The sequence below is a fragment of the Mycobacterium sp. C31M genome (assembly GCF_053345865.1).
Window position 1 is genome coordinate 333,260 of record NZ_JBKFAX010000004.1, and the last position, 19,645, is coordinate 352,904.

General features: G+C 67.9%; 19 protein-coding genes and 1 pseudogene. 14 read left to right on the forward strand and 6 right to left on the reverse strand.

From position 1 onward, the window contains the following. Positions 1-16: 16 nt before the first annotated feature. Together ACLBYA_RS08710 and cofC are read right to left on the reverse strand one after the other, a co-directional pair. Positions 17-2,179 carry an RNA degradosome polyphosphate kinase gene (locus tag ACLBYA_RS08710; protein WP_447708977.1) on the reverse strand — a complete coding sequence of 721 codons (2,163 nt, stop codon included), beginning with the start codon at positions 2,177-2,179 and terminating at the stop codon, positions 17-19. A gap of 45 nt (positions 2,180-2,224) precedes the next feature. Then, positions 2,225-2,884 carry a 2-phospho-L-lactate guanylyltransferase gene (gene cofC / locus ACLBYA_RS08715; protein WP_447708978.1) on the reverse strand — a complete coding sequence of 220 codons (660 nt, stop codon included), beginning with the start codon at positions 2,882-2,884 and terminating at the stop codon, positions 2,225-2,227. Positions 2,885-2,927: 43 nt separating this feature from the next. On the opposite strand from cofC, the gene ACLBYA_RS08720 reads away from it, so the two are divergent. Genes ACLBYA_RS08720 through ACLBYA_RS08730 form a run of 3 tightly spaced genes read left to right on the forward strand, consistent with a single transcriptional unit; the run spans position 2,928 to position 6,185 of the window. Beyond that, positions 2,928-3,926: an NAD(P)H-dependent glycerol-3-phosphate dehydrogenase gene (locus ACLBYA_RS08720; protein WP_447708979.1), complete on the forward strand. Its 999-nt coding sequence runs from the start codon at positions 2,928-2,930 to the stop codon at positions 3,924-3,926. 23 nt (positions 3,927-3,949) lie between these two features. Continuing rightward, on the forward strand, positions 3,950-5,047 hold the full coding sequence (locus ACLBYA_RS08725) for a cystathionine gamma-lyase (RefSeq protein WP_447708980.1): 1,098 nt from the start codon (positions 3,950-3,952) through the stop codon (positions 5,045-5,047). Positions 5,048-5,087: 40 nt separating this feature from the next. Next, positions 5,088-6,185 (forward strand): D-alanine--D-alanine ligase family protein, encoded by a 1,098-nt coding sequence (locus tag ACLBYA_RS08730; protein WP_447708981.1) that lies wholly within the window; start codon positions 5,088-5,090, stop codon positions 6,183-6,185. A 76-nt stretch (positions 6,186-6,261) separates the two neighbouring features. Here ACLBYA_RS08730 and ACLBYA_RS08735 read toward each other — a convergent pair whose 3' ends face one another. After that, complete coding sequence (locus ACLBYA_RS08735) at positions 6,262-6,816, reverse strand: DUF3515 domain-containing protein (RefSeq protein WP_447708982.1); 555 nt, start codon at positions 6,814-6,816, stop codon at positions 6,262-6,264. A 10-nt stretch (positions 6,817-6,826) separates the two neighbouring features. Then, positions 6,827-7,069 (reverse strand): Lrp/AsnC family transcriptional regulator, encoded by a 243-nt coding sequence (locus tag ACLBYA_RS08740; RefSeq protein WP_447708983.1) that lies wholly within the window; start codon positions 7,067-7,069, stop codon positions 6,827-6,829. Between the two features lie 101 nt (positions 7,070-7,170). Here ACLBYA_RS08740 and ACLBYA_RS08745 point away from each other — a divergent pair, with 101 nt between their 5' ends. Continuing rightward, positions 7,171-8,112 (forward strand): thiamine-phosphate kinase, encoded by a 942-nt coding sequence (locus tag ACLBYA_RS08745; protein WP_447709080.1) that lies wholly within the window; start codon positions 7,171-7,173, stop codon positions 8,110-8,112. Positions 8,113-8,139: 27 nt separating this feature from the next. After that, the gene (locus ACLBYA_RS08750; protein ID WP_447708984.1) at positions 8,140-8,823 is read left to right on the forward strand and encodes a uracil-DNA glycosylase; all 684 of its coding nucleotides are present in this window, start codon (positions 8,140-8,142) and stop codon (positions 8,821-8,823) included. Between the two features lie 250 nt (positions 8,824-9,073). Here ACLBYA_RS08750 and rpmB read toward each other — a convergent pair whose 3' ends face one another. After that, the gene (rpmB, locus tag ACLBYA_RS08755; protein WP_030135717.1) at positions 9,074-9,268 is read right to left on the reverse strand and encodes a 50S ribosomal protein L28; all 195 of its coding nucleotides are present in this window, start codon (positions 9,266-9,268) and stop codon (positions 9,074-9,076) included. A gap of 188 nt (positions 9,269-9,456) precedes the next feature. Here rpmB and ACLBYA_RS08760 point away from each other — a divergent pair, with 188 nt between their 5' ends. The 9 genes and pseudogenes from ACLBYA_RS08760 (at position 9,457) to ACLBYA_RS08800 (ending at position 18,333) form a co-directional block, all read left to right on the forward strand. Further along, positions 9,457-11,049 carry a DAK2 domain-containing protein gene (locus ACLBYA_RS08760; RefSeq protein ID WP_447708985.1) on the forward strand — a complete coding sequence of 531 codons (1,593 nt, stop codon included), beginning with the start codon at positions 9,457-9,459 and terminating at the stop codon, positions 11,047-11,049. 2 nt (positions 11,050-11,051) lie between these two features. Next, positions 11,052-13,280 carry an ATP-dependent DNA helicase RecG gene (gene recG / locus ACLBYA_RS08765; protein WP_447708986.1) on the forward strand — a complete coding sequence of 743 codons (2,229 nt, stop codon included), beginning with the start codon at positions 11,052-11,054 and terminating at the stop codon, positions 13,278-13,280. Further along, positions 13,277-13,981 (forward strand): HNH endonuclease family protein, encoded by a 705-nt coding sequence (locus ACLBYA_RS08770; RefSeq protein WP_447708987.1) that lies wholly within the window; start codon positions 13,277-13,279, stop codon positions 13,979-13,981. Before recG ends, ACLBYA_RS08770 begins: the two co-directional genes overlap by 4 nt. A gap of 362 nt (positions 13,982-14,343) precedes the next feature. Then, positions 14,344-15,069, forward strand: coding sequence for a TMEM165/GDT1 family protein (locus tag ACLBYA_RS08775; protein WP_447708988.1), 726 nt, complete (start codon positions 14,344-14,346; stop codon positions 15,067-15,069). A 39-nt stretch (positions 15,070-15,108) separates the two neighbouring features. Next, a pseudogene (locus ACLBYA_RS08780) lies at positions 15,109-15,660 on the forward strand (TetR/AcrR family transcriptional regulator); the annotation flags it as partial. A gap of 213 nt (positions 15,661-15,873) precedes the next feature. Then, positions 15,874-16,227, forward strand: coding sequence for a hypothetical protein (locus ACLBYA_RS08785; protein WP_447708989.1), 354 nt, complete (start codon positions 15,874-15,876; stop codon positions 16,225-16,227). Further along, positions 16,176-17,087 carry a hypothetical protein gene (locus ACLBYA_RS08790; protein ID WP_447708990.1) on the forward strand — a complete coding sequence of 304 codons (912 nt, stop codon included), beginning with the start codon at positions 16,176-16,178 and terminating at the stop codon, positions 17,085-17,087. Before ACLBYA_RS08785 ends, ACLBYA_RS08790 begins: the two co-directional genes overlap by 52 nt. Next, positions 17,048-17,419, forward strand: coding sequence for a BlaI/MecI/CopY family transcriptional regulator (locus ACLBYA_RS08795; RefSeq protein ID WP_447708991.1), 372 nt, complete (start codon positions 17,048-17,050; stop codon positions 17,417-17,419). Before ACLBYA_RS08790 ends, ACLBYA_RS08795 begins: the two co-directional genes overlap by 40 nt. Continuing rightward, entirely contained in the window at positions 17,416-18,333 is a 918-nt protein-coding gene (locus ACLBYA_RS08800) for a M56 family metallopeptidase (protein ID WP_447708992.1), read from the forward strand. The genes ACLBYA_RS08795 and ACLBYA_RS08800 overlap by 4 nt, the downstream gene beginning before the upstream one ends. Here ACLBYA_RS08800 and ACLBYA_RS08805 read toward each other — a convergent pair whose 3' ends face one another. Next, positions 18,334-19,548 carry a L,D-transpeptidase gene (locus ACLBYA_RS08805; protein ID WP_447708993.1) on the reverse strand — a complete coding sequence of 405 codons (1,215 nt, stop codon included), beginning with the start codon at positions 19,546-19,548 and terminating at the stop codon, positions 18,334-18,336. Between the last annotated feature and the right edge of the window lie 97 nt (positions 19,549-19,645).

A 19,645-nucleotide genomic window follows, 5' to 3' on the forward strand; every position in this document is an offset into this window, starting at 1 on the left:
GGACACGTCTGGCGGATCACGGTGCGCGATGCCTGGCCATGAGCTCGACCTGGTGGTCGCGCACCGTCTGGCCCGGCAGCGGCAGCGCGGTCCACCGACCGTCGGGCTGAAGCTCCCAGCAGCGGGTCGCCGGATCCATGGTGGACTCGAACATCTCGTCCAACTGCGTGGTCAGTCTCGGATCCTTGACCTGTGCCATCACCTCGACGCGACGGTCCAGATTACGATGCATCATGTCGGCACTGCCGATCCAGAACTCGTTGATGGCGCGGAAGTGAATAATTCGCGAGTGTTCCAGGAACCGCCCCAGAATCGAACGCACGACGATGTTCTCGGACAGTCCCGGTTGACCGGGGCGCAGTGCACAGATTCCCCGGACCACGACCTCGACTCGCACTCCGGCCTGCGAGGCACGGTAGAGCGCATCGATCACCTGCTCGTCGACCAGCGCGTTGGCCTTCAACCGGATCCGGCCCTGCCCGGTCTCCAGGTGGGCCGCCGTCTCCTGCTCGATGCGGTTGATGATGCCCTTGCGGACGCTGTGCGGCGCTACCAACAGATTGCGGTAGGACACCTTGCGCGAATACCCGGTCAGTGAATTGAACAGGTCGGTCAGATCGGCGCCGATCTCGGGGGCCGCGGTCAGCAGGCCCACATCTTCATACAGGCGGGCGGTTTTGGGGTTGTAGTTACCCGTGCCGATGTGGCAGTAGCGCCGGATCGCCGATCCCTCGCGGCGCACCACCAGCGCGGTCTTGCAATGCGTCTTCAGACCGATGAGCCCGTACACGACGTGCACCCCGGCCTGCTCCAGCGCGCGCGCCCACTTGATGTTCGCCTGTTCGTCGAAGCGCGCCTTGATCTCCACCAGTGCGACGACCTGCTTGCCGGCCTCGGCGGCGTCGATCAGCGCGTTGACGATCGGTGAGTCACCGGACGTGCGGTACAGAGTCTGCTTGATGGCCAGCACGTTCGGGTCGGCGGCTGCTTGTTCGATGAACCGCTGCACGGTGGTCGAGAACGAATCGTAGGGATGGTGCACCAGCACGTCCCCGTCGCGCAGCGTCGCGAAGATGCTCTTGGGGGTTTCGCGTTCACCGAATGCCGCCGGGGTGGCGGGCACGAACGGGCGATCCTTGAGGTCGGGCCGGTCGACACCGTAGATCTGCCACAGTGACGAAAGGTCCAGCAGTCCCGGTACCTCGATGACATCACCGGGATTGACATCGAGTTCGCGCAACAGCAACTCGAGCATGTTCTCGGTCATGTCGTCGGCGACCTCGAGACGCACCGGAGAACCGAAGCGCCGGCGGGCCAGTTCACGCTCCAACGCCTGCAGCAGATCCTCGTCGCGATCCTCGGCCACCTCGAAGTCCGCGTTGCGGGTGATCCGGAAGGCGTGCTGCTCCACGATCTCCAGACCGGGGAACAGGACCGACAGGAACGCACCGATCAGTTCTTCCAACGGCAGGAAGCGCACCGGGCCGGGGGTACCGTCCTGCGCTTCGCGGCGTGGCAACTCGACGAAGCGGTCGACGTTGTCGGGCACCTTGATTCGGGCGAAGTGCTGGGTACCGTCATCGGGTTGGCGCACCGTGATGGCCAGGTTCAGGCTCAGCCCGCTGACGAACGGGAACGGGTGCGCGGGGTCCACCGCCAGCGGGGTGAGCACCGGGAAGACCTGCTCGTGGAAATACTTGGACAGCCCATCGCGCTCGTCCTCGCCGAGGTCGGCCCAGCTGACGATCAGGATGCCCTTCTCGGCCAACGCCGGTCGCACCGACTCGAGGAACACCTGGGCGTGCCGGCTGGCGATCTGCTGGGTGCGCTCACCGATGCGGCGCAGCTGCTCGCGCGGGGACAGGCCGTCGGCCGAGCGCACCGACAGGCCCATCTCGTCGCGGCGTTTCAGGCCGGCCACCCGCACCATGTAGAACTCGTCCAGGTTCGACGAGAAGATGGCGAGGAACTTGGCTCGCTCCAGCAGCGGCAATGACGTGTCGGCAGCCAGTGCCAGCACGCGAGCGTTGAAATCCAGCCAGCTCAGCTCGCGGTTGAGATAACGATCCTCGGGAAGCGCGTCGTCGACGGCATCGAATGAGGCCGCCGGCGGGGCATCGGGAGCCGAGTCGTGCGAATCCGTCGTCCACTCGGCTGGTGATGTCTCGGCTTCTGTCATTGTTCGATCATCGCCTATCCCGATCGCGCATTCCAGTAGGAGGGGTCAGCGCTGACAGCCCGTCGGGCACAGCTGTCCGGCGACCTGCGCGGTCGCCGCACCGACGCCGAGAATGAGCGCGGCGGTCAGATCCTCCGGGGTGTCGATATCGCAACGCAGCCCAGGCCAGTCGCCGGTCAGCTGTACCGCCCCCGAATCGGCGTGCCGCCGTGTGGATTCCGGGCCGAATCGAGGATCCAACGGGGAATCGAAGGCAAACAGCGCGGCGGTGCCGGTGCCGTGCCGGTCGCCGACGAAGCTGCGTCGATGGTGCGCCGCGGCGGCGATCGCCTCGGCGAGCTCGGTGGCTCGAAGCGCCGGAAGATCTCCCTGAATAACCACGATATTCGCTGTGGCGCTTGCGCTTTCGGCAGCAGCGAGGGCATTGTTGAGTGGGTCGGGATGGCCCGGCGGCGTGGGATCCATGAACACCTGGGCGCCCAACGCGCGCGCGGCGGCCGCAGCATCCGGGTCCGGGGTCACCACCGTGACCGAACTCACCGCCGCAACCGCTGCCGCCGCGGTGACGGTATCGGTCAGCATGGCGAGCACCAGCTGCTCGCGGGCGGCGGCCGACAGTACCGGCGCCAGTCGCGTCTTCGCCGCGGTCAGTCGTTTCACCGCGATCAGCACGCCGACCTGCGGCCGCCCGGTGGTGCCTGTCATGCCACCATCCTGCCAGTACCGCCGATGCAGCTAGGGTTGAGCCGTGGTCGAAGCCGCGGTGATGGGTGCAGGTGCATGGGGAACTGCGCTGGCGAAGGTACTGGCCGATGCCGGGAACGGGGTGCGGTTGTGGACCCGGCGGCCCGAGTTGGCCGCCGAGATCAACAGTTCCCGCCGCAACCCGGGCTACCTCGGTGACACCGAGCTGCCCGCGGGCATCCAGGCGACCGGGGATCCCGCGGAGGCCCTCGACGGTGCGTGCACCGTTCTGCTCGGCGTGCCGTCGCAGACACTGCGGTCCAACCTGGACAACTGGAAACACCTCATCGGCGATGACGCGACGCTGGTCAGTCTCGCCAAGGGCATCGAACTCGATTCCCTGATGCGGATGACGCAGGTCATCATCGCGGTCACCGGCGCGGATCCGGCCCGGGTGGCCGTGGTGACCGGACCAAATCTGGCCAAGGAGGTTGCCGACGAGCAGCCCGCCGCCACCGTGGTGGCCTGCACCGACTCGGGCCGTGCGGTGGCGTTGCAGCGCGCGCTGTCCACACCGTACTTCCGGCCCTACACCAACTCCGATGTCGTCGGCGCCGAGATCGGCGGTGCCTGCAAGAACGTCATCGCGCTGGCCTGCGGTATGGCTGCCGGTGCCGGGCTGGGGGAAAACACCTCGGCAGCGATCATCACCCGCGGTCTGGCCGAGATCATGCGATTGGGAATCGCGTTGGGCGCCAAGGGGGCAACGCTGGCCGGACTGGCCGGGGTGGGGGACCTGGTGGCGACCTGCACCTCGCCGCAATCGCGTAACCGCACCTTCGGGGAGCGCCTCGGTATGGGTGGTTCGATGGAATCGGCACTACACGCCACCCAGGGTCACGTGGCCGAAGGGGCGACCTCGTGCCAGTCGGTGCTCGCGTTGGCGTCCAGTTATGACGTCGAGATGCCGCTCACCGACGCCGTCTACCAGGTGTGCCATCACGGGTTGTCGGTCGAGCAGGCCGTGATGCTGCTGCTGGGGCGTAGCACCAAACCGGAGTAGGCCTGGACGGGAGATCAGCACAAATGGAATACGGCGATTCCACCCGCACCGTCAATGCCGTTGGTGCGCATGCGGTTCCGGGTGATCCGGTGGCGCCGGTCCCGGTTCCGGCATCGGCCTTCCACCTGTCCGACGACGAGTCGGCGACGCTGGACACCTACGGCCGAGCCTCCAATCCGACCTGGCGGCAGCTGGAATCGGCGCTGGCCGAGCTCGAGGGCGCGGCCGCGGCGGTGGTCTTCGGTTCCGGGATGGGCGCCATCAGCGCGGTGCTGCGGGTGCTGGCCAGACCGGGTGCGACGCTGGTGGTGCCCGCCGACGGCTACTACCAGGTCCGCCGGTACGCCGCCGAATATCTGGCGCCACTGGGAGTCTCCGTCGTCGAGGCGAGCGCCGACCAGATGTGTGCGGCTGCCGGGCATGCCGATGTGGTGCTCGCCGAAACACCGGTGAACCCCACCCTGGATGTGGTGGATCTGCACCGGCTCGCCAATATCTGCCGGGGCCGCGGCACCATCCTGGTGGTGGACAACACCGCCGCGACGCCGCTCGGCCTGCAGCCGCTGTTGTTGGGAGCCGATCTGGTGGTCGCCAGTGCCACCAAGGCGCTGTCCGGTCACAGCGACCTGCTCGCGGGGTACGTCGCGGGCAGCCATCCCGAGCTGATGGCCGCCGTCGAACGCGACCGGCTGTTGGCAGGCCCGATCCTGGGCCCGTTCGAGGCCTGGCTGGCGCTGCGCAGCCTGGGTAGTGCCGGGCTGCGCATCGAGCGGCAGTGCCGCAACGCGCACGCCGTCGCGTTGATGCTGCGTGATCACCCGGCCGTCCGGTCGGTGCGGTATCCCGGGCTGCCCGACGATCCCTCGCACCCGGTCGCGGTCGAGCAGATGCGCCGATTCGGCGGGCTGGTGTCGGTGGAACTGGCCGATGCCGCGGCCGTACACCGGCTGATCGAACGCAGTGCCCTGCTGGTGTCGGCGACCAGTTTCGGTGGTATCCACACCTGCGTGGACCGGCGCGCCCGCTGGGGTGACCCGGTTCCCGAAGGGTTCGCGCGGATCTCGCTGGGCATCGAGGACACCGACGATATCGTCGCCGATATCGAGGGTGCGCTCACCTGAACAGCCGGTCGGTGGCCCCAGCCGGTAGCCTCTGCAGGTTGTGAGTGCCCGTACCCGAGTCGCCGTCATCTATGGCGGACGCAGCTCCGAGCACGGGATTTCCTGTGTTTCTGCAGGCAGCATCCTGCGCAATCTCGACCCGGACCGGTTCGAGGTGGTCGCCGTCGGCATCACCCCGGATGGCAGCTGGGTGCTGACCGATGGCCGGCCCGAGACGCTGGCCATCACCGCCGGCGAACTGCCGAACGTGTCCGACGGCACTGCGTTGGCGTTGACCGCCGATCCGGTCCGCCGCGGTGAGCTGCTGTCGCTGGGAGAGGGTGCCGGCGAGGTCTTGACCTCGGTCGACGTGGTCTTCCCGGTGCTGCACGGACCGTACGGTGAGGACGGCACCATCCAGGGTCTGTTGGAGTTGGCCGGGGTGCCCTATGTCGGTGCCGGGGTGCTGGCCAGCGCCACCGGGATGGACAAGGAGTTCACCAAGAAGCTGTTGGTGGCCGAGGGCCTGCCGATCGGTGACTACATCGTGCTGCGACCCGGTCAGGACACCGTCGGCCTCGACGACCGGGAGCGACTGGGCCTGCCCGTTTTCGTCAAGCCCGCGCGCGGTGGCTCCTCGATCGGGGTCAGCCGGGTGACGGCATGGGATCAGCTGCCCGCCGCGATCGCCGATGCGCGCCGACACGACCCCAAGGTCATCGTCGAGGCCGCCGTGATCGGCCGCGAGGTCGAGTGTGGTGTCCTGGAGTTCCCCGACGGCCGGGTCGAGGCCAGCGAAATCGGCGAGATCCGGGTGGCCGGTGTGCGCGACCGCGAGGACACCTTCTACGACTTCGCCACCAAGTACCTCGACGATGCCGCCGAGCTCGATGTCCCGGCCAAGGTCGACGACGATGTCGCCGAGCAGTTGCGGGCGCTCGCGATCCGGGCGTTCCGCGCCATCGACTGCCAGGGCCTGGCCCGCGTCGACTTCTTCCTCACCGAGACCGGCCCGGTGATCAACGAGATCAACACCATGCCCGGGTTCACCACCATCTCGATGTACCCGCGGATGTGGGCGGCCAGCGGGGTCGACTACCCGACGCTGCTGGCCACCATGGTCGAGACGGCGATCGCCCGGGGCACCGGCCTGCGCTGACCTTCCCGCCCAAACGTACAAACGGGCCAAATTGTGCGAGTAGCTGCGTACCAAACGTCCATCTCGGCGGGGGAATCTAGCGTGCCGGGCCCGGCGTGGGCTGCTGCGCCGGCATCGTCCGCGCGATCGCCTTGGAGATGAGCTGGATTGGCGTCGGCCCGGAATCCGAGGGCAGGGTCAGTGCCACGTAGGCGCTGCGGTCGACAGCGAACCACGTGCTCACCCCGTGCTGGCTGACCTCGAACCACTGCACCTCGTCGACGACCTGCACCGGGGTGCCGACCACAAAATCGATGGGCCGGTCCAGCCCGCACCGCATGATCACCGGATCGGCGTCCGGGTCGGCCTGCCAGGCGGCTGCACCGGCGGGCACCGGTTCGACGGCCTCGGCGCGCCGGTAGTCACCGAGTTGTTCGGGAAGTACATCCATCAGCGCGGTGCACTCCGCGGACTCGGCCTGCGGCGCCGGTGCGGCGGCAATCGGCACCGGCTTGTCAGCCGGCGCGGCCTGTCGGGTCGCGGCGAAGGTCAGCAGCACGATCACGGCCGCGACCGCGACCCCGACCGCGGCGATGATCAGCGAGCGGGGCGGGCCGTCCCTGTCAGCCGGGTGTTCATCGGGGTCGGTCACGCCGTCAACTCTATGGCTGGCCTGTCTCGGCGATCGGGCAGGTCAGGGTGCGCGTGATGCCGGCCACTTGCTGCACCCGATCGACCACGGTGCGCTGCAGTTCCTCCTCGGAGTCCGCGCCGAGGCGGGCCACCACGTCGTAGGGGCCGGTGACGTACTCGGCCGAGACCACCCCGGACAGGCCGGTCAGCTGCTTCGCGACGACCTCGGCGCGGCCCACCTCGGTCTGAATCAGCATGAATGCCTCCACCACTGGGGTGCCCTCCGTTTCCGCTGCCTAGACTCAAGCAGGCAATAAACGTACCGCAGGTCGCGCCGGTGGACAGGGCGCCGATCCTCAGGCAGGACGGTGAGATGACCGACAACGGGCCGACTCTGGCGCAGGTCGGCGAGTTCGGTGTGATCGATCGGATCGTCGCCGATCGAGCCCAACCCGCGGCGGTGACCCTCGGCCCCGGCGATGACGCCGCCGTGATCGCCGGGGTGACCGCGGTGTCCACCGACATGCTGGTGCAGGACCGGCATTTCCGGCTGGACTGGTCACGCCCGTACGACGTCGGCCGCAAGGCGATCGCTCAGAACGCCGCCGACATCGAGGCGATGGGCGCGACGCCCACGGCGTTCGTCGTCGCCTTCGCCGCCCCACCGGACACCCCGGCCGCCGCGGCGCAGGAGCTGTCCGACGGCATGTGGGCCGAAGCACAGCGCTGCGGCGGCGGGATCGCCGGCGGTGATCTGGTGAGCGCACCGCTGTGGGTGGTGTCGGTGACCGCGCTCGGCAATCTGGATGGGCGCGAACCGGTCCGCCGGGACACCGCGCGGCCCGGACAGACGGTGGCCGTGGCCGGCGATCTGGGCACCTCGGCGGCCGGACTTGCCTTGTGGCTCAAGGAGGTCGGTGGCCATGACGAGCTACGTGCCGCTCATCTGACGCCACATCCGCCGTACGGGCAGGGAAGGGTTGCGGCCGAATCCGGGGCCACCGCAATGACCGATGTCTCCGATGGGCTGCTGGCGGATCTGGGGCACATCGCCACCGCATCGGGCGTCGGGATCGACCTGTCGCAGCAGGCGTTGGCCGCCGATCACGACCGGTTGGCGTCGGCCGCCGCGGCAGCCGGCCACGATGCCTGGAGTTGGGTGCTCGGCGGCGGTGAGGAACATGCGCTGGTCGCGGTCTTCGGCGCGGCGGTGCCACCGGGTTGGCGGGTGATCGGGACGACGACGGACGGGCCCGCCGGCGTCCTGATCGACGGGCGGCCATGGCACGGAAGTGCGGGCTGGCAGTCCTACTGACCCGCGGGCACGCTAGTTTTGGCCCTCGTGACCGCACGCCCGTTGACCGAAATCGTCGAACCCGGCTGGGCCCGGGCCCTGGAACCGGTGGCCGGCCAGGTCGCGCAGGTGGGGGAGTTCCTGCGCGCCGAACTGGCCGCCGGGCATCGCTATCTACCCGCCGGTGAGAATATCCTGCGGGCGTTCACCTATCCGTTCGACGCGGTGCGGGTGCTCATCGTCGGCCAGGATCCCTACCCGACGCCGGGGCACGCGGTCGGGCTGAGCTTCTCGGTGGCCCCCGATGTCCGGCCGGTGCCGCGCAGCCTGGTCAACATCTTCACCGAGTACAGCGCCGACCTGGGTCACCCGACGCCGTCGAACGGCGACCTCAGCACTTGGTCGCAGCGCGGTGTCATGCTGCTGAACAGGGTGTTGACGGTGCGCCCCGGAACACCGGCGTCGCACCGCGGAAAAGGTTGGGAGGCCGTCACCGAATGCGCCATCCGCGCATTGGTGGCGCGGCCGGAACCGCTGGTGGCGATCCTGTGGGGCCGCGATGCGGGCACGCTGAAGCCGCTGCTCACCGAGGCCGGGTGCGGTGTCATCGAATCGGTACACCCGTCACCGCTGTCGGCGTCGCGCGGGTTCTTCGGCTCCAGACCGTTCAGCCGCACCAACGAACTATTGGCGCAACTGGGCGCCGAGCCGGTGGATTGGCGACTGCCCTAGCGATGACCTCGCCGGCCCCGGTTGTACGTGGCTTCAGGATGATCGGCGATGTGGGGTCCCGGCTGTACTGAGGTAGGTCCCGGAGCGATTCTGCGTCCCTGGTTTCAGCCTCGCGAGCACTCGCCCGTCGTGACTGAAACCTGGTAGGTCTGACAACGGTCGCGCGCGACGTGCAGTCACAAAACGACGGTCACCGAGAGGTGACCGTCGTTCTTGGTGTGGATCGAGGCGGCGAACCGCGTGAGCGGAACTAGCCGCGGGTGACCTTGCCGGCCTTCAGGCAGGAGGTGCAGACGTTGACACGCTGCTTGTTGCCACCCGGACGCGCCACGGCGCGCACCGACTGGATGTTCGGGTTCCACCGTCGGCTGGTCCGGCGATGGGAGTGTGAAACCGACTTACCGAAGCCGGGGCCCTTTCCGCAGACATCGCACACGGCAGCCATGTGTAAAACTCCTCGTATCAGTACTGGTAGGCCAACGACCCACACGGGGTGACCCGACAACCTGGCCAGGATACCCGGCCCGGGAACCGATCTCCAAAACGGCTCACAACCTGTGTATGTCCACAGCCGCTGTCAGCGGTGATGACTATTCTGACGCGCACGGCTGGTGGGACGTTCGGGAGGTGTAGATGTCGGCTGCGCGGCTCGACGCTCCGACGTTGAGACGCTGGGCGCACACCGCGGTCGGGCAGCTGATCACCCACGCCGACGAGATCAACCGCCTCAACGTCTTCCCCGTCGCGGACTCCGATACCGGGACGAACATGCTGTTCACCATGCGGGCGGCGGTGGCGGGCACCGAGGGCCGCGACGACCTGGACCTGGTCGCGCTGACGGCACTGTTGGCCGACGGGGCATTGCGGGGAGCCCGCGGTAACTCCGGGGTGATCCTGTCGCAGATCCTGCGCGGCCTGGCCGATCTCACCGCCGACAAACACCTGGCCGTCATCGACGGGCCGGCCTTTGCGGCCGCACTGCGGTGCGCTGAAACCCTGGTGGTCGCCTCGATGGGACAGGCGGTGCCCGGCACCATCGTCTCGGTGCTGGCCTCGGCCGCCGGTGCGGCCGAGCAGCACGCCGATGCGGATATGGCCGTGGTCGCCGCGCAGGCAGCCGCGGCCGCGGCCGTCGCCCTCGACTACACCACCACCCAGCTCGATGTGCTGGCCGCGGCCGGCGTCGTCGACGCCGGCGGCCGCGGCCTGCTGGTACTGCTCGACGCCATGACCGCCACCCTCACCGGCACCGCGCCGGCCCGCCACACCTACCACCCGGCGGCGGCCAATCCCGAGCCCGCGCGCACCGAGCCGGCGCCGCCCCGGTTCGAGGTGATGTATCTGCTGACCGGCTGCGCCGCCGATGCCGTCGAGGGGCTGCGCACCGCCCTGGATGCGTTGGGTGATTCGGTGGCGATCACCGCCGGGCGCAACGGCGCGCATTCGGTACACGTGCACACCGACGCCGCCGGTGCGGCGGTGGAGGCCGGCTTGGCCGTTGGGGTGCCCAGCGGCATTCAGGTCACATTGCTCACCGGTGCCCGGCCGGTCGCCGCGGGCAGCCTCGACCGTGCGGTGCTGGCCGTGGCCGACGGTGCCGGAGCGGCAACGTTGTTCGCCGACGAGGGCGCGCGGGTGCTGTGCCCGACCGACGGTCACCCGATCAGCGCGCAACAGCTGTTGCGCGCTCTGGTGGACGCCGACGCCGCGCAGGTCATGTTGTTGCCCAACGGTTATGTCGCCGCCGAGGAGTTGGTGGCCGGCTGTACCGCGGCCACCGGTTGGGGTATCGAGGTCGTCCCGGTCCCCACCGCGTCGATGGTGCAGGGTTTGGCCGCGATGGCGGTGCATGACGCCGAACGCCACGGTGTCGATGACGGTTACACCATGGCACGGGCGGCCGCGGGCGCCCGGCACGGCTCGGTCCGGATCGCCACCGAGGACGCGCTCACCTGGGCCGGGTCCTGCAAAGCCGGTGACGGGCTGGGTATCACCGGTGACGAGGTGCTGATCGTCGGACGTGATGTGGTGGCCGCCGGTGCCGGGCTGATCGACCTGCTGTTGGCGGCGGGTGGCGAGTTGGTGACGGTATTGGTCGGTGCCGGCGTCGATGATGGTGTGGGGGATTGGCTGCGCGAGCATGTCCGGCGCGAGCATCTGGGTGTCGAACTGGTCAGCTACCGCACCGGTCACGACGGCGACGCATTGTTGATCGGAGTGGAGTAACCGTGGCGGTTCTGGGCGATCTGCTGTCCCATGTGCTCGGCGCGAAGGCCGCGACCTCCCTTGAGGAGGCCTTCGGCCTGCGCACCGTCAACGATCTGCTGCGGCATTATCCGCGCAAGTACAGCGACGGCATCAGCGTGCGCGAGGAAGGTGAGGAGATCGAACTCGACGAGGGGACACATGTCACCTTTGTCGACACGATCACCAAGGCCGAGTCCAACTACATGCGGCGCCAGCCCGGCAAGAAACAGCGCAAGTTCCTGCGGGTCACACTCGGTAACCGCAACCCGGCCATCACCGCGACCTTCTTCAACGCCGACTACCTGGTCAACAGTCTGACCGAGGGCACCCGGGTGATGCTCTCCGGTGAGATCGGCTACTTCCGCAACACCCTGCAGTTGTCGCACCCCGCCTTCCTGGTGCTCGATTCGCCGACCGGCCGGACGATCGGGACCCGGTCCTTCGCGAAGATCGCCGACGCGTCCGGGGCATCTGGGGACGGTGTGCTGGCCGCGTTCGACAAGGAGTTCTTTCCGATCTACCCGGCCACCAAGAAACTGCAGAGCTGGGACATCTTCGCCTGTGTCAGTCAGGTGCTGGCCGTGCTCGACCCGGTGCCCGAGCTGCTGCCGGAATCGATTCTGCAGCAATGGGATCTGATTTCCGAGGATGCCGCGCTGCGCGGGGTGCACCTGGCCGAGAACTCGTTGGAGCGCGCTGCTGCGCAGGAGCGGCTGACCTACGACGAGGCCGTGGGTCTGCAGTGGGCGCTGGTCTCCCGGCGCTACGGCGAGCTGGGCGAGACCGGCCCGTCGGCGCCGGCGCGCGCGGGTGGGCTGCTCGCCGCGCTGCAGACCCAGCTGCCCTTCGAGCTCACCGGTGGGCAGCGTGAGGTGCTCGAGGTGATCTCCGGCGAGTTGGCGGGCACCCGGCCGATGAATCGCATGCTGCAGGGTGAGGTCGGCTCGGGTAAGACCATCGTGTCGGTGTTGGCGATGCTGCAGGTGGTCGACGCGGGTATGCAGTGCGCGCTGTTGGCCCCGACCGAAGTTCTTGCCGCACAGCACTATCGGTCGATCCGGCAGGTGCTGGGTCCACTGGCCATGGCGGGCGAACTCGGCGCGGCCGACGGCGCGACCGGGGTGGCGTTGCTCACCGGGTCCATGTCGCCGCAACAGAAGCGCCAGGCCCGTGATGCGATCGCCTCCGGTACGGCGGGCATCGTCATCGGCACCCACGCGCTGATCCAGGAGTCGGTGGAGTTCGCCCAGTTGGGCATGGTGGTGGTCGACGAACAGCACCGCTTCGGTGTCGAGCAGCGGGATCGGTTGCGCGCCAAGGCGACCGGCGGGATCACCCCGCACCTGCTGGTCATGACCGCGACACCGATCCCGCGCACCATCGCGCTGACGGTCTTCGGTGATCTGGAGACCTCCACCCTGCGTGAACTACCCCGCGGGCGCCAGCCGATCGTCAGCAATGTGATCTTCTCCCAGGCTCAGCCCACCTGGCTGGACCGGGCCTGGGCGCGGATCAACGAAGAGGTCGCCGCCGGGCGGCAAGCCTATGTGGTGGCCTCGCGCATCGACGAGGAACCGGACAAGAAGAACGGCAACGAGCACGGCCCGCCGCCGATCACGGTGCTGCAGATGCTGGAGCGGCTGCGCACCGGCCCGCTGGCCGGGCTGCGGCTGGGCCTGATGCACGGCAGGCTGGCGCCTGAGGAGAAGGACGCCGTGATGGCGGAATTCCGTGCGGGCGATCTCGACGTACTGGTGTGTACCACCGTCATCGAGGTCGGCGTGGACGTCCCCAACTCGACGGTGATGGTGGTGATGGACGCCGACCGGTTCGGTATCAGTCAGCTGCACCAGTTGCGCGGCCGGATCGGTCGCGGCCAGCATCCGAGCCTGTGTCTGCTGGTGACGCGGATGCCCCCGACCTCCAAGGCCGCCGAGCGGTTGCGGGCGGTGGCCGGGACGTTGGACGGGTTCGAGCTGGCCGATCTCGATCTGCGGGAACGTCAGGAGGGTGATGTGTTGGGCTACAGCCAGTCCGGGCGGCTGACCACCCTGCGCTACCTGTCGCTGGCCGAACATCTTGAGGTCATCCAGGAGGCCCGCGGCTTCTGCGAGAGGGCGTATCTGGACAGCCCTCGGCAACCCGGCCTCGATGTGTTGGCCGCACCGTTCTCCGATACGGACCGTGTGCAGTACCTGGACATGTCGTGAAACGCGCCGCGCTGTTCGCGGTCGGTGCGGCGTTGGCCGTGCTGGTGGCGGTGCAGACCGGCGCCGAACCGGGCACGGGCTCATCACATTACGTGGCCGATGCCGAGATACCGACGGTGGCCGCGGGGGTCGACGTGCTGGCCGGGGTGGCCGAGATCCCGGCGCGAATACCCGGATATGACTACCGGCGCGATGCGTTCGGGGACGCCTGGGATGACGCCAACGACGCGCCCGGCGGGCGCAATGGCTGTGACACCCGCAATGACATCCTCGACCGTGATCTGATCGAGAAGTCCTACGTGTCGATCAAACGTTGCCCGACGGCGGTGGCGACGGGCACGCTGGTCGACCCGTACACCAACGAGAAGATCGCCTTCGTGCGCGGCAACCAGATCGGCGCCTCGGTGCAGATCGACCACATCGTCCCGTTGGCGCTGGCCTGGGATCTGGGCGCGCGCAATTGGCCCGATGCGCTGCGGTTGCGCTTCGCCAACGATCCGGCCAACCTGCTCGCGGTCGCCGGCGGCGCCAACCAGGACAAGGGTGACAGTGAGCCGGCCATCTGGATGCCGCCGAACCGCGCCTTCTGGTGCCAGTACGCGGTGCAGTTCGCCGAGGTGTTGCGTGGCTACGGGCTGCCGGTGGACGCGTCGTCGGCGCGGGTGCTGCGCGAGGCTGCCGGTACCTGCCCGACCGGTTGAGCTGCGGATTTCGGATCGGCGAACTCTGGCATCAGGGTGCTCCACAGCCGAGTTCGGGAATTCCCGGCGATGCGTTCGGAAATCCGAACATCTTGGTTTCGGATCCCAAAGTTGTTGCGAAGAACCATCTTTCGATGGACGTGCAGTTGCGCGCGGCGCGTCGGTCGGATACTGTCGGCTGCAGCGAAGGGGAGTAGCCCCCAATCGGACAATCGACACACTGGATACACCGGCAATGACGTCGGATATCCCGGTTGCCCGGACCGGCCCGCGCCGGTGGACGAGACCTTCGGCCGTTTTGCCAATCGTGGCTGTCGGCCGGAGTCCGCTCACTCTGGCAGCCACTGAGCCGGGAGGTGCACATGTGGTCGGCCCTGCTGCTGAGCTTTGCCGTGATCTTCGTTGCAGAGCTAGGTGACAAGAGCCAGCTGATGGCGATGACGTTCGCGTTGCGTTATCGCTGGTGGGTGGTGGTGGCTGCCATCACTGCGGCGACGACCGTCGTGCACATTCTCTCGGTCGCGATCGGACACTATCTGGGCGCCGCATTGCCGACGCACCTGCTCGGCCTCATCGCCGGCGTGATGTTCATCTTCTTCGGGGCGTGGACGCTACGCGGTGACAAGCTCAGCGATGGTGAGGCCGGCCTGGCCCAACGCGCCACTGCCCCCGCGTTCTTCGTGGTGACGTCGGCGTTCTTTCTCGCCGAACTCGGGGACAAGACGATGCTCGCCACCGTCACGCTGGCAGCTGACAACCACTGGGTGGGTGTGTGGATCGGATCGACGGTAGGAATGGTGGCCGCCGACGCCTTGGCCATCATGGTCGGAGCCGTGCTGGGCAAGCATCTGCCGGAGCGGATCATCCAGATCGGGGCCGCCGCGTTGTTCCTACTGTTCGGCTCGTACATGGTGTTGGAGAACGTGTTCCCGGCGGCGCCCTTGGTGGCGATTGTCGGCGGCACCGCGGCAATCCTGGCCGCCACCGCTCTCGCGCTGCGCGCGCTCCCGGACCGGCTGCGACCTGCGGTGTTGCTCCGCGAAGCGGCCCCCGCCGCGGAAGGTGAATCGGAACGGAGCGCGCTGTAGTCGCTTGACTACGCCAAAGCCTGGTCCTCGTGTAGTCGTGTGACTACACGAGAGGGCAAGGCCGTCGTCGGCCGCGATGCGGTGGTGGCGGCGGTGCTGGCGGCAGTGACGGAGTTGTACTCCGAGAATGGACCGGCCGCCACGTCGATCCGTGAAGTGTCCACCCGCAGCGGGGTCAACCACGGATTGGTGTTCCGGCACTTCGGCTCCAAGGAGCAGTTCGTCACCGCGACGCTGAACCACCTCGGCGGGTGGGTGGCCGAACCGATCGAAAGCAATGCCCCCGCCACCGAACTCGACACGGCCCTGCAGCAGCCTTCCACCGTGATGGCGCGTGCCCTGCTGGAAGGGTTCGCCATCGAGGACGCCCAGACCAACTTCCCGGGCATCGCCTTGTTCCTGGACGCGGTGCGCTCCCAGCACGGCGATGAGCAGGGCGCGCGCATCGCGGCGGCCAACGCCGTGGCCCTGCAACTCGGTTGGCGCCTGTTCGGCCCCTTGCTGCGGGCCGTGTCGGGGCTGGAGGATCTGCCTGCCGAGGACCTCCGGGCGGCTGTCAACGCCGAGATCGCTCGTGTGATCACACCCCACACCGACGATTGGACGGGACACGTCTTGGACAGCTATCCGAAAAATCCGAAACCGGCGACGGCACACACCGTCGTGGCGAATCGAAAGGTGCTCACCGAACTCGACTTCGGCAACACCGACGACCTGCGTGACGCGAACCGTGGTTTCCTCGGCGGGGTACCGGACGGGCGGATCGCCGCCCCGATGGATCGACACTGCTGAAACTGAACAACCTTGCGCATCGACCCGGCCACACCTGCGCCGGACAGCGTGAACCCGAGCCTGTGGCGGGTGGTGGCGCTCAACGGCGAAGCCGGACTCTACGAGGTCACCGACGGCATCTATCAACTGTGCGGCCTGGACCTCGCCAACATGACCGTGGTCGAGGGGGAGCACGGCATCATCACCCGTGGTCATTACGGCACCGTCAGTCACAACGCGCCTTTCCGATGTTCTTCCCGATCGTCACCCGTCCGGCGGTGCCGGGATGATCCGCCGACGGAAGTGGTTGCCGCGCGCCGCTGTCGCCACTCTGGGTGCTGGTCGTGCTCGGCGGTGCGGTGGTCTATCTGCATCGTGAATGGCTGATCGACCGCGCCATTCGGCATCAATTGCAGGACATCACGGCACCCGGATTCACGGCTGCACCCGACGAGTTCAAGGTGATGCTGTGCGGCACGGGATCACCGCAATTGAGCGCAGCCAAGGCGCAGGCCTGCACGTTGGTCGCCGTCAACGGAACGATCTTTGGGTTCGATGTCGGCGAGGGGGCCACCAAATCGATGGCGGTGGTGGACGCGATCAACGCGGCCTACCGGATCGATATCGGTTACCGCACCGCCAACATGCCCGAGCAGGGTTCCGCCGCGGCCGCCCAGGCGCGGCCTGCCGAGATCGACTTCCCGCCCGATGCCACCGATGTCCGTTTCTACGACCGCGATGGCATCACCGTCGATGCACACCTGGTGGATCACGCCCCGGTGGAACCGGCCCTCGGCTATGTCATCACCTACGCCGGTGAGAAGGTGTTCATCAGCGGGGACACCAAGCTGAGTCCGCTGAACCTGCCGGCAATGCAGGATGCGGACCTGGTGGTCCACGAGGCCTACGCGGGTCATCTTGTGCGACAGGCGATTCCGGTGATGTGCGAGCTGGGCCTCGACGAGCAGGTGCAGGTCGCCGAGCGCACCACCGGCTGCCACGCCGATACCCTGGAGCCGGCCGAACAGGCCCACGTCAAACACCTCGCGCTGACGCACCTGGCGCCCTACCCGGACGGATTCCTGGCCCGGCAGCTATTCATCCAGGGAATGGGAGACCGGTACAGCGGGCAGATCACCGTCGGGCGCGACGGCACGGTCACACCGTCTGACGGCGCATCTACGGAGCCAGGGCGTAGATTGGGGCGATGCAACAGCGCGGGTTCGGCGATCTGGAGGCGACGGTGATGGACCGCGTCTGGGCCTCGCCGGACGGCACCACCGTCCGTGCGATCTTCGACGACCTGGCCGACGCCCGCCAAATCGCCTACACCACAGTGCTGTCCACAATGGACAATCTGTACCGCAAGGGCTGGGTCCGGCGGGAGCGCGAAGGTAAGGCCTACCGATACTGGGCCACCATGACCCGGGAGGAGCGCTCGGCCAATCTGATGCGTGCCGCGTTCGACTCCGGAGGCAACAGCGAGGCCGTACTGGCGTTCTTCGTCGAACAGATGACCGCCGAGGAATCGGCGCAATTGCGGGCAGCGCTGCGGCATTCTCCCAAGCGGTCGCGATGACCGCCGCGACCTACCTACTGCTCTACGGTGCAGCCGTCAGCTGGCTGGCGCCACCGATGCTGACCCGGCTGACCGGACGCGGTCTCAACCCGCGGCTGGGGGTGGCGGCCTGGCTGACGGCGCTCGCCGCGGTGTTGACGGCGTGGGTGGTCGCGGTCGCGCTGATCGTCAGCGCCGGCGTGACCGGTCTACCCGGATCTGCCACGGTCGTACTGTGTCTGGAGATGTTGGGCATACCGGAGCAGTCGGTCACCCCGGGCGCGGTCAGCCTGACGATACTCGTCGTCGCCGGCCTGTTGATCTCCGCGCTTGTGGCGGTCCGGGTCAGCCGCACCGTCGCGGCTTCGCGTGCCCGCAGCTGCGAACACGCCGCGGTGGCACGGATCCTCGGGGCGCCCACCGACCGGCCGGATGTCTTCGTGATCAGCGCCGACCGGCCGGCCGCGTACTGCGTGGCAGGGCGCCCGCACGCGATCGTGCTCACCACCGCGGCGGTGCAAACGCTTGATGCCGCGCAACTCGGGGCAGTACTGGCACACGAGGATGCCCACCTGGCCGGACACCATCACCACCTGCTGATGGTGCTACGCGCGTTGGCCGGCAGTCTTTCTCGGCTGCCACTGTTCACGCGCGGTGCGGTGGCGGTGGCACAGCTGCTGGAGATGTGCGCCGATGACACCGCGATCCGGCGGCATGGCAGCCGCCCGTTGATCGCCGGGGTGCTCAAACTTGCCGGCGCGCAACCGGCTGTCGGTGGGCTCGCGGTGGCCGCGCACAGCGTGGCGACACGGGTGAACCGGCTGCAGGCGCCGGCCGACCGGATCACCCTCGGGTGTCACAAGCTGGCCGGCGCCGCGGTGATCGCGGCGACCGTCGTCACGCCGATCCTGATCAACCTGGTGTGCCGGCACTGATCACAGCGCGGCGTTACCCACCTTCCACTGGTCCCAGGGGATGTTCCAGTCGCCGAGGCCGTCCGTTCCGGGCAGGGTCGGGCCGACCGTGTTGACCACCTCGACGATGTCCCCGCGTTTGGTGTTGTCGTAGAACCATTTCGCGTTCTCGGTACTGGCGTTCAGGCAGCCGTGGCTGACATTCGCATAACCCTGGCTACCCACCGACCACGGTGCGGCGTGCACGAAGATCCCGCTGTAGGACATTCGGGTCGCCCAGTTCACCTCGGTGCGGTAACCATCGGGGGAGTTGACCGCAACGCCGTAGGTCGACGAATCCATCACCATGTGCGGCAGTCGCTCGGCGACGATATAGGTGCCGTTGTCGGTCGGCGTCGAGTTCTTGCCCATCGAGATCGGCATGGTCTTGGCGACCTCACCGTTGACCCGCACGGTCAGCATCTTCGTGGTGTCATCAGCGGTCGCGATCACCTCGTCGCCGATGGTGAAGCTGCTGGCGGCGTCGTCCTGCCCGAACAGGCCGTCCCCGAGATCGGCGCCATAGGTGCGGACCTGGACATCGACCTTGGTGCCGGGCTTCCAGTATTCGGCGGGCCGCCAACGGACTTCGCGATTGTTCAGCCAGTAGAACGCACCCTCGACCGTCGGCTCGGTGGTGATCTTGATGGCCCGCTGCGCGGCGAGTCGGTCCGGGATGGGCTCGTCGAAGCTGACCGCGATGGGCTGCCCGACACCCACCACCTCTCCATTGCCGGGCAGCACGTAGGGCATGGTCAGGTTCTGTGGCGAATGGGTTTCGAAGGTGGCACTGCTGCGGGTGCGCCCACCGAGGCCCAGTGCCTCGGCATGGAGTGTGTAGGTCCGGTTGTAGCCCAACGGTTCGGCCGACTGCCAGGTGACGCCGTCGGGGCTGAGCTCGCTGGCGACCACCCGGCCGGACTCGTTGACCAGGGTCACGCCGTCGAGCACGCCGGCCTCGGCGGTGACGGTCACCGGGGACTCCACCGGGACGCCGATGGCGCCGTCGGTGACCGACATCTGCAACCGGGGCACCAGCAGATCGCCGAACGGGGTGCCCTTCTCGGTGATGGTCTGCGGTTGGGCCTGCGACGGTGTCGTGGTGCACCCGGTCAGTCCGATCACCAGTGCGGACAATGCGATCAGGGCCATCGTGACCGCCCTGAGATCGCGTCGCCGCGCATTGATTCGTCTCATGCCCGTCGTCCTGTCGCTTGCGGTGGCCGTTGCGCTACCATCCTACGGACTTACTACGTAGATGCACGCGGCCGACTCGTGTGCCGGGAGGTACCGT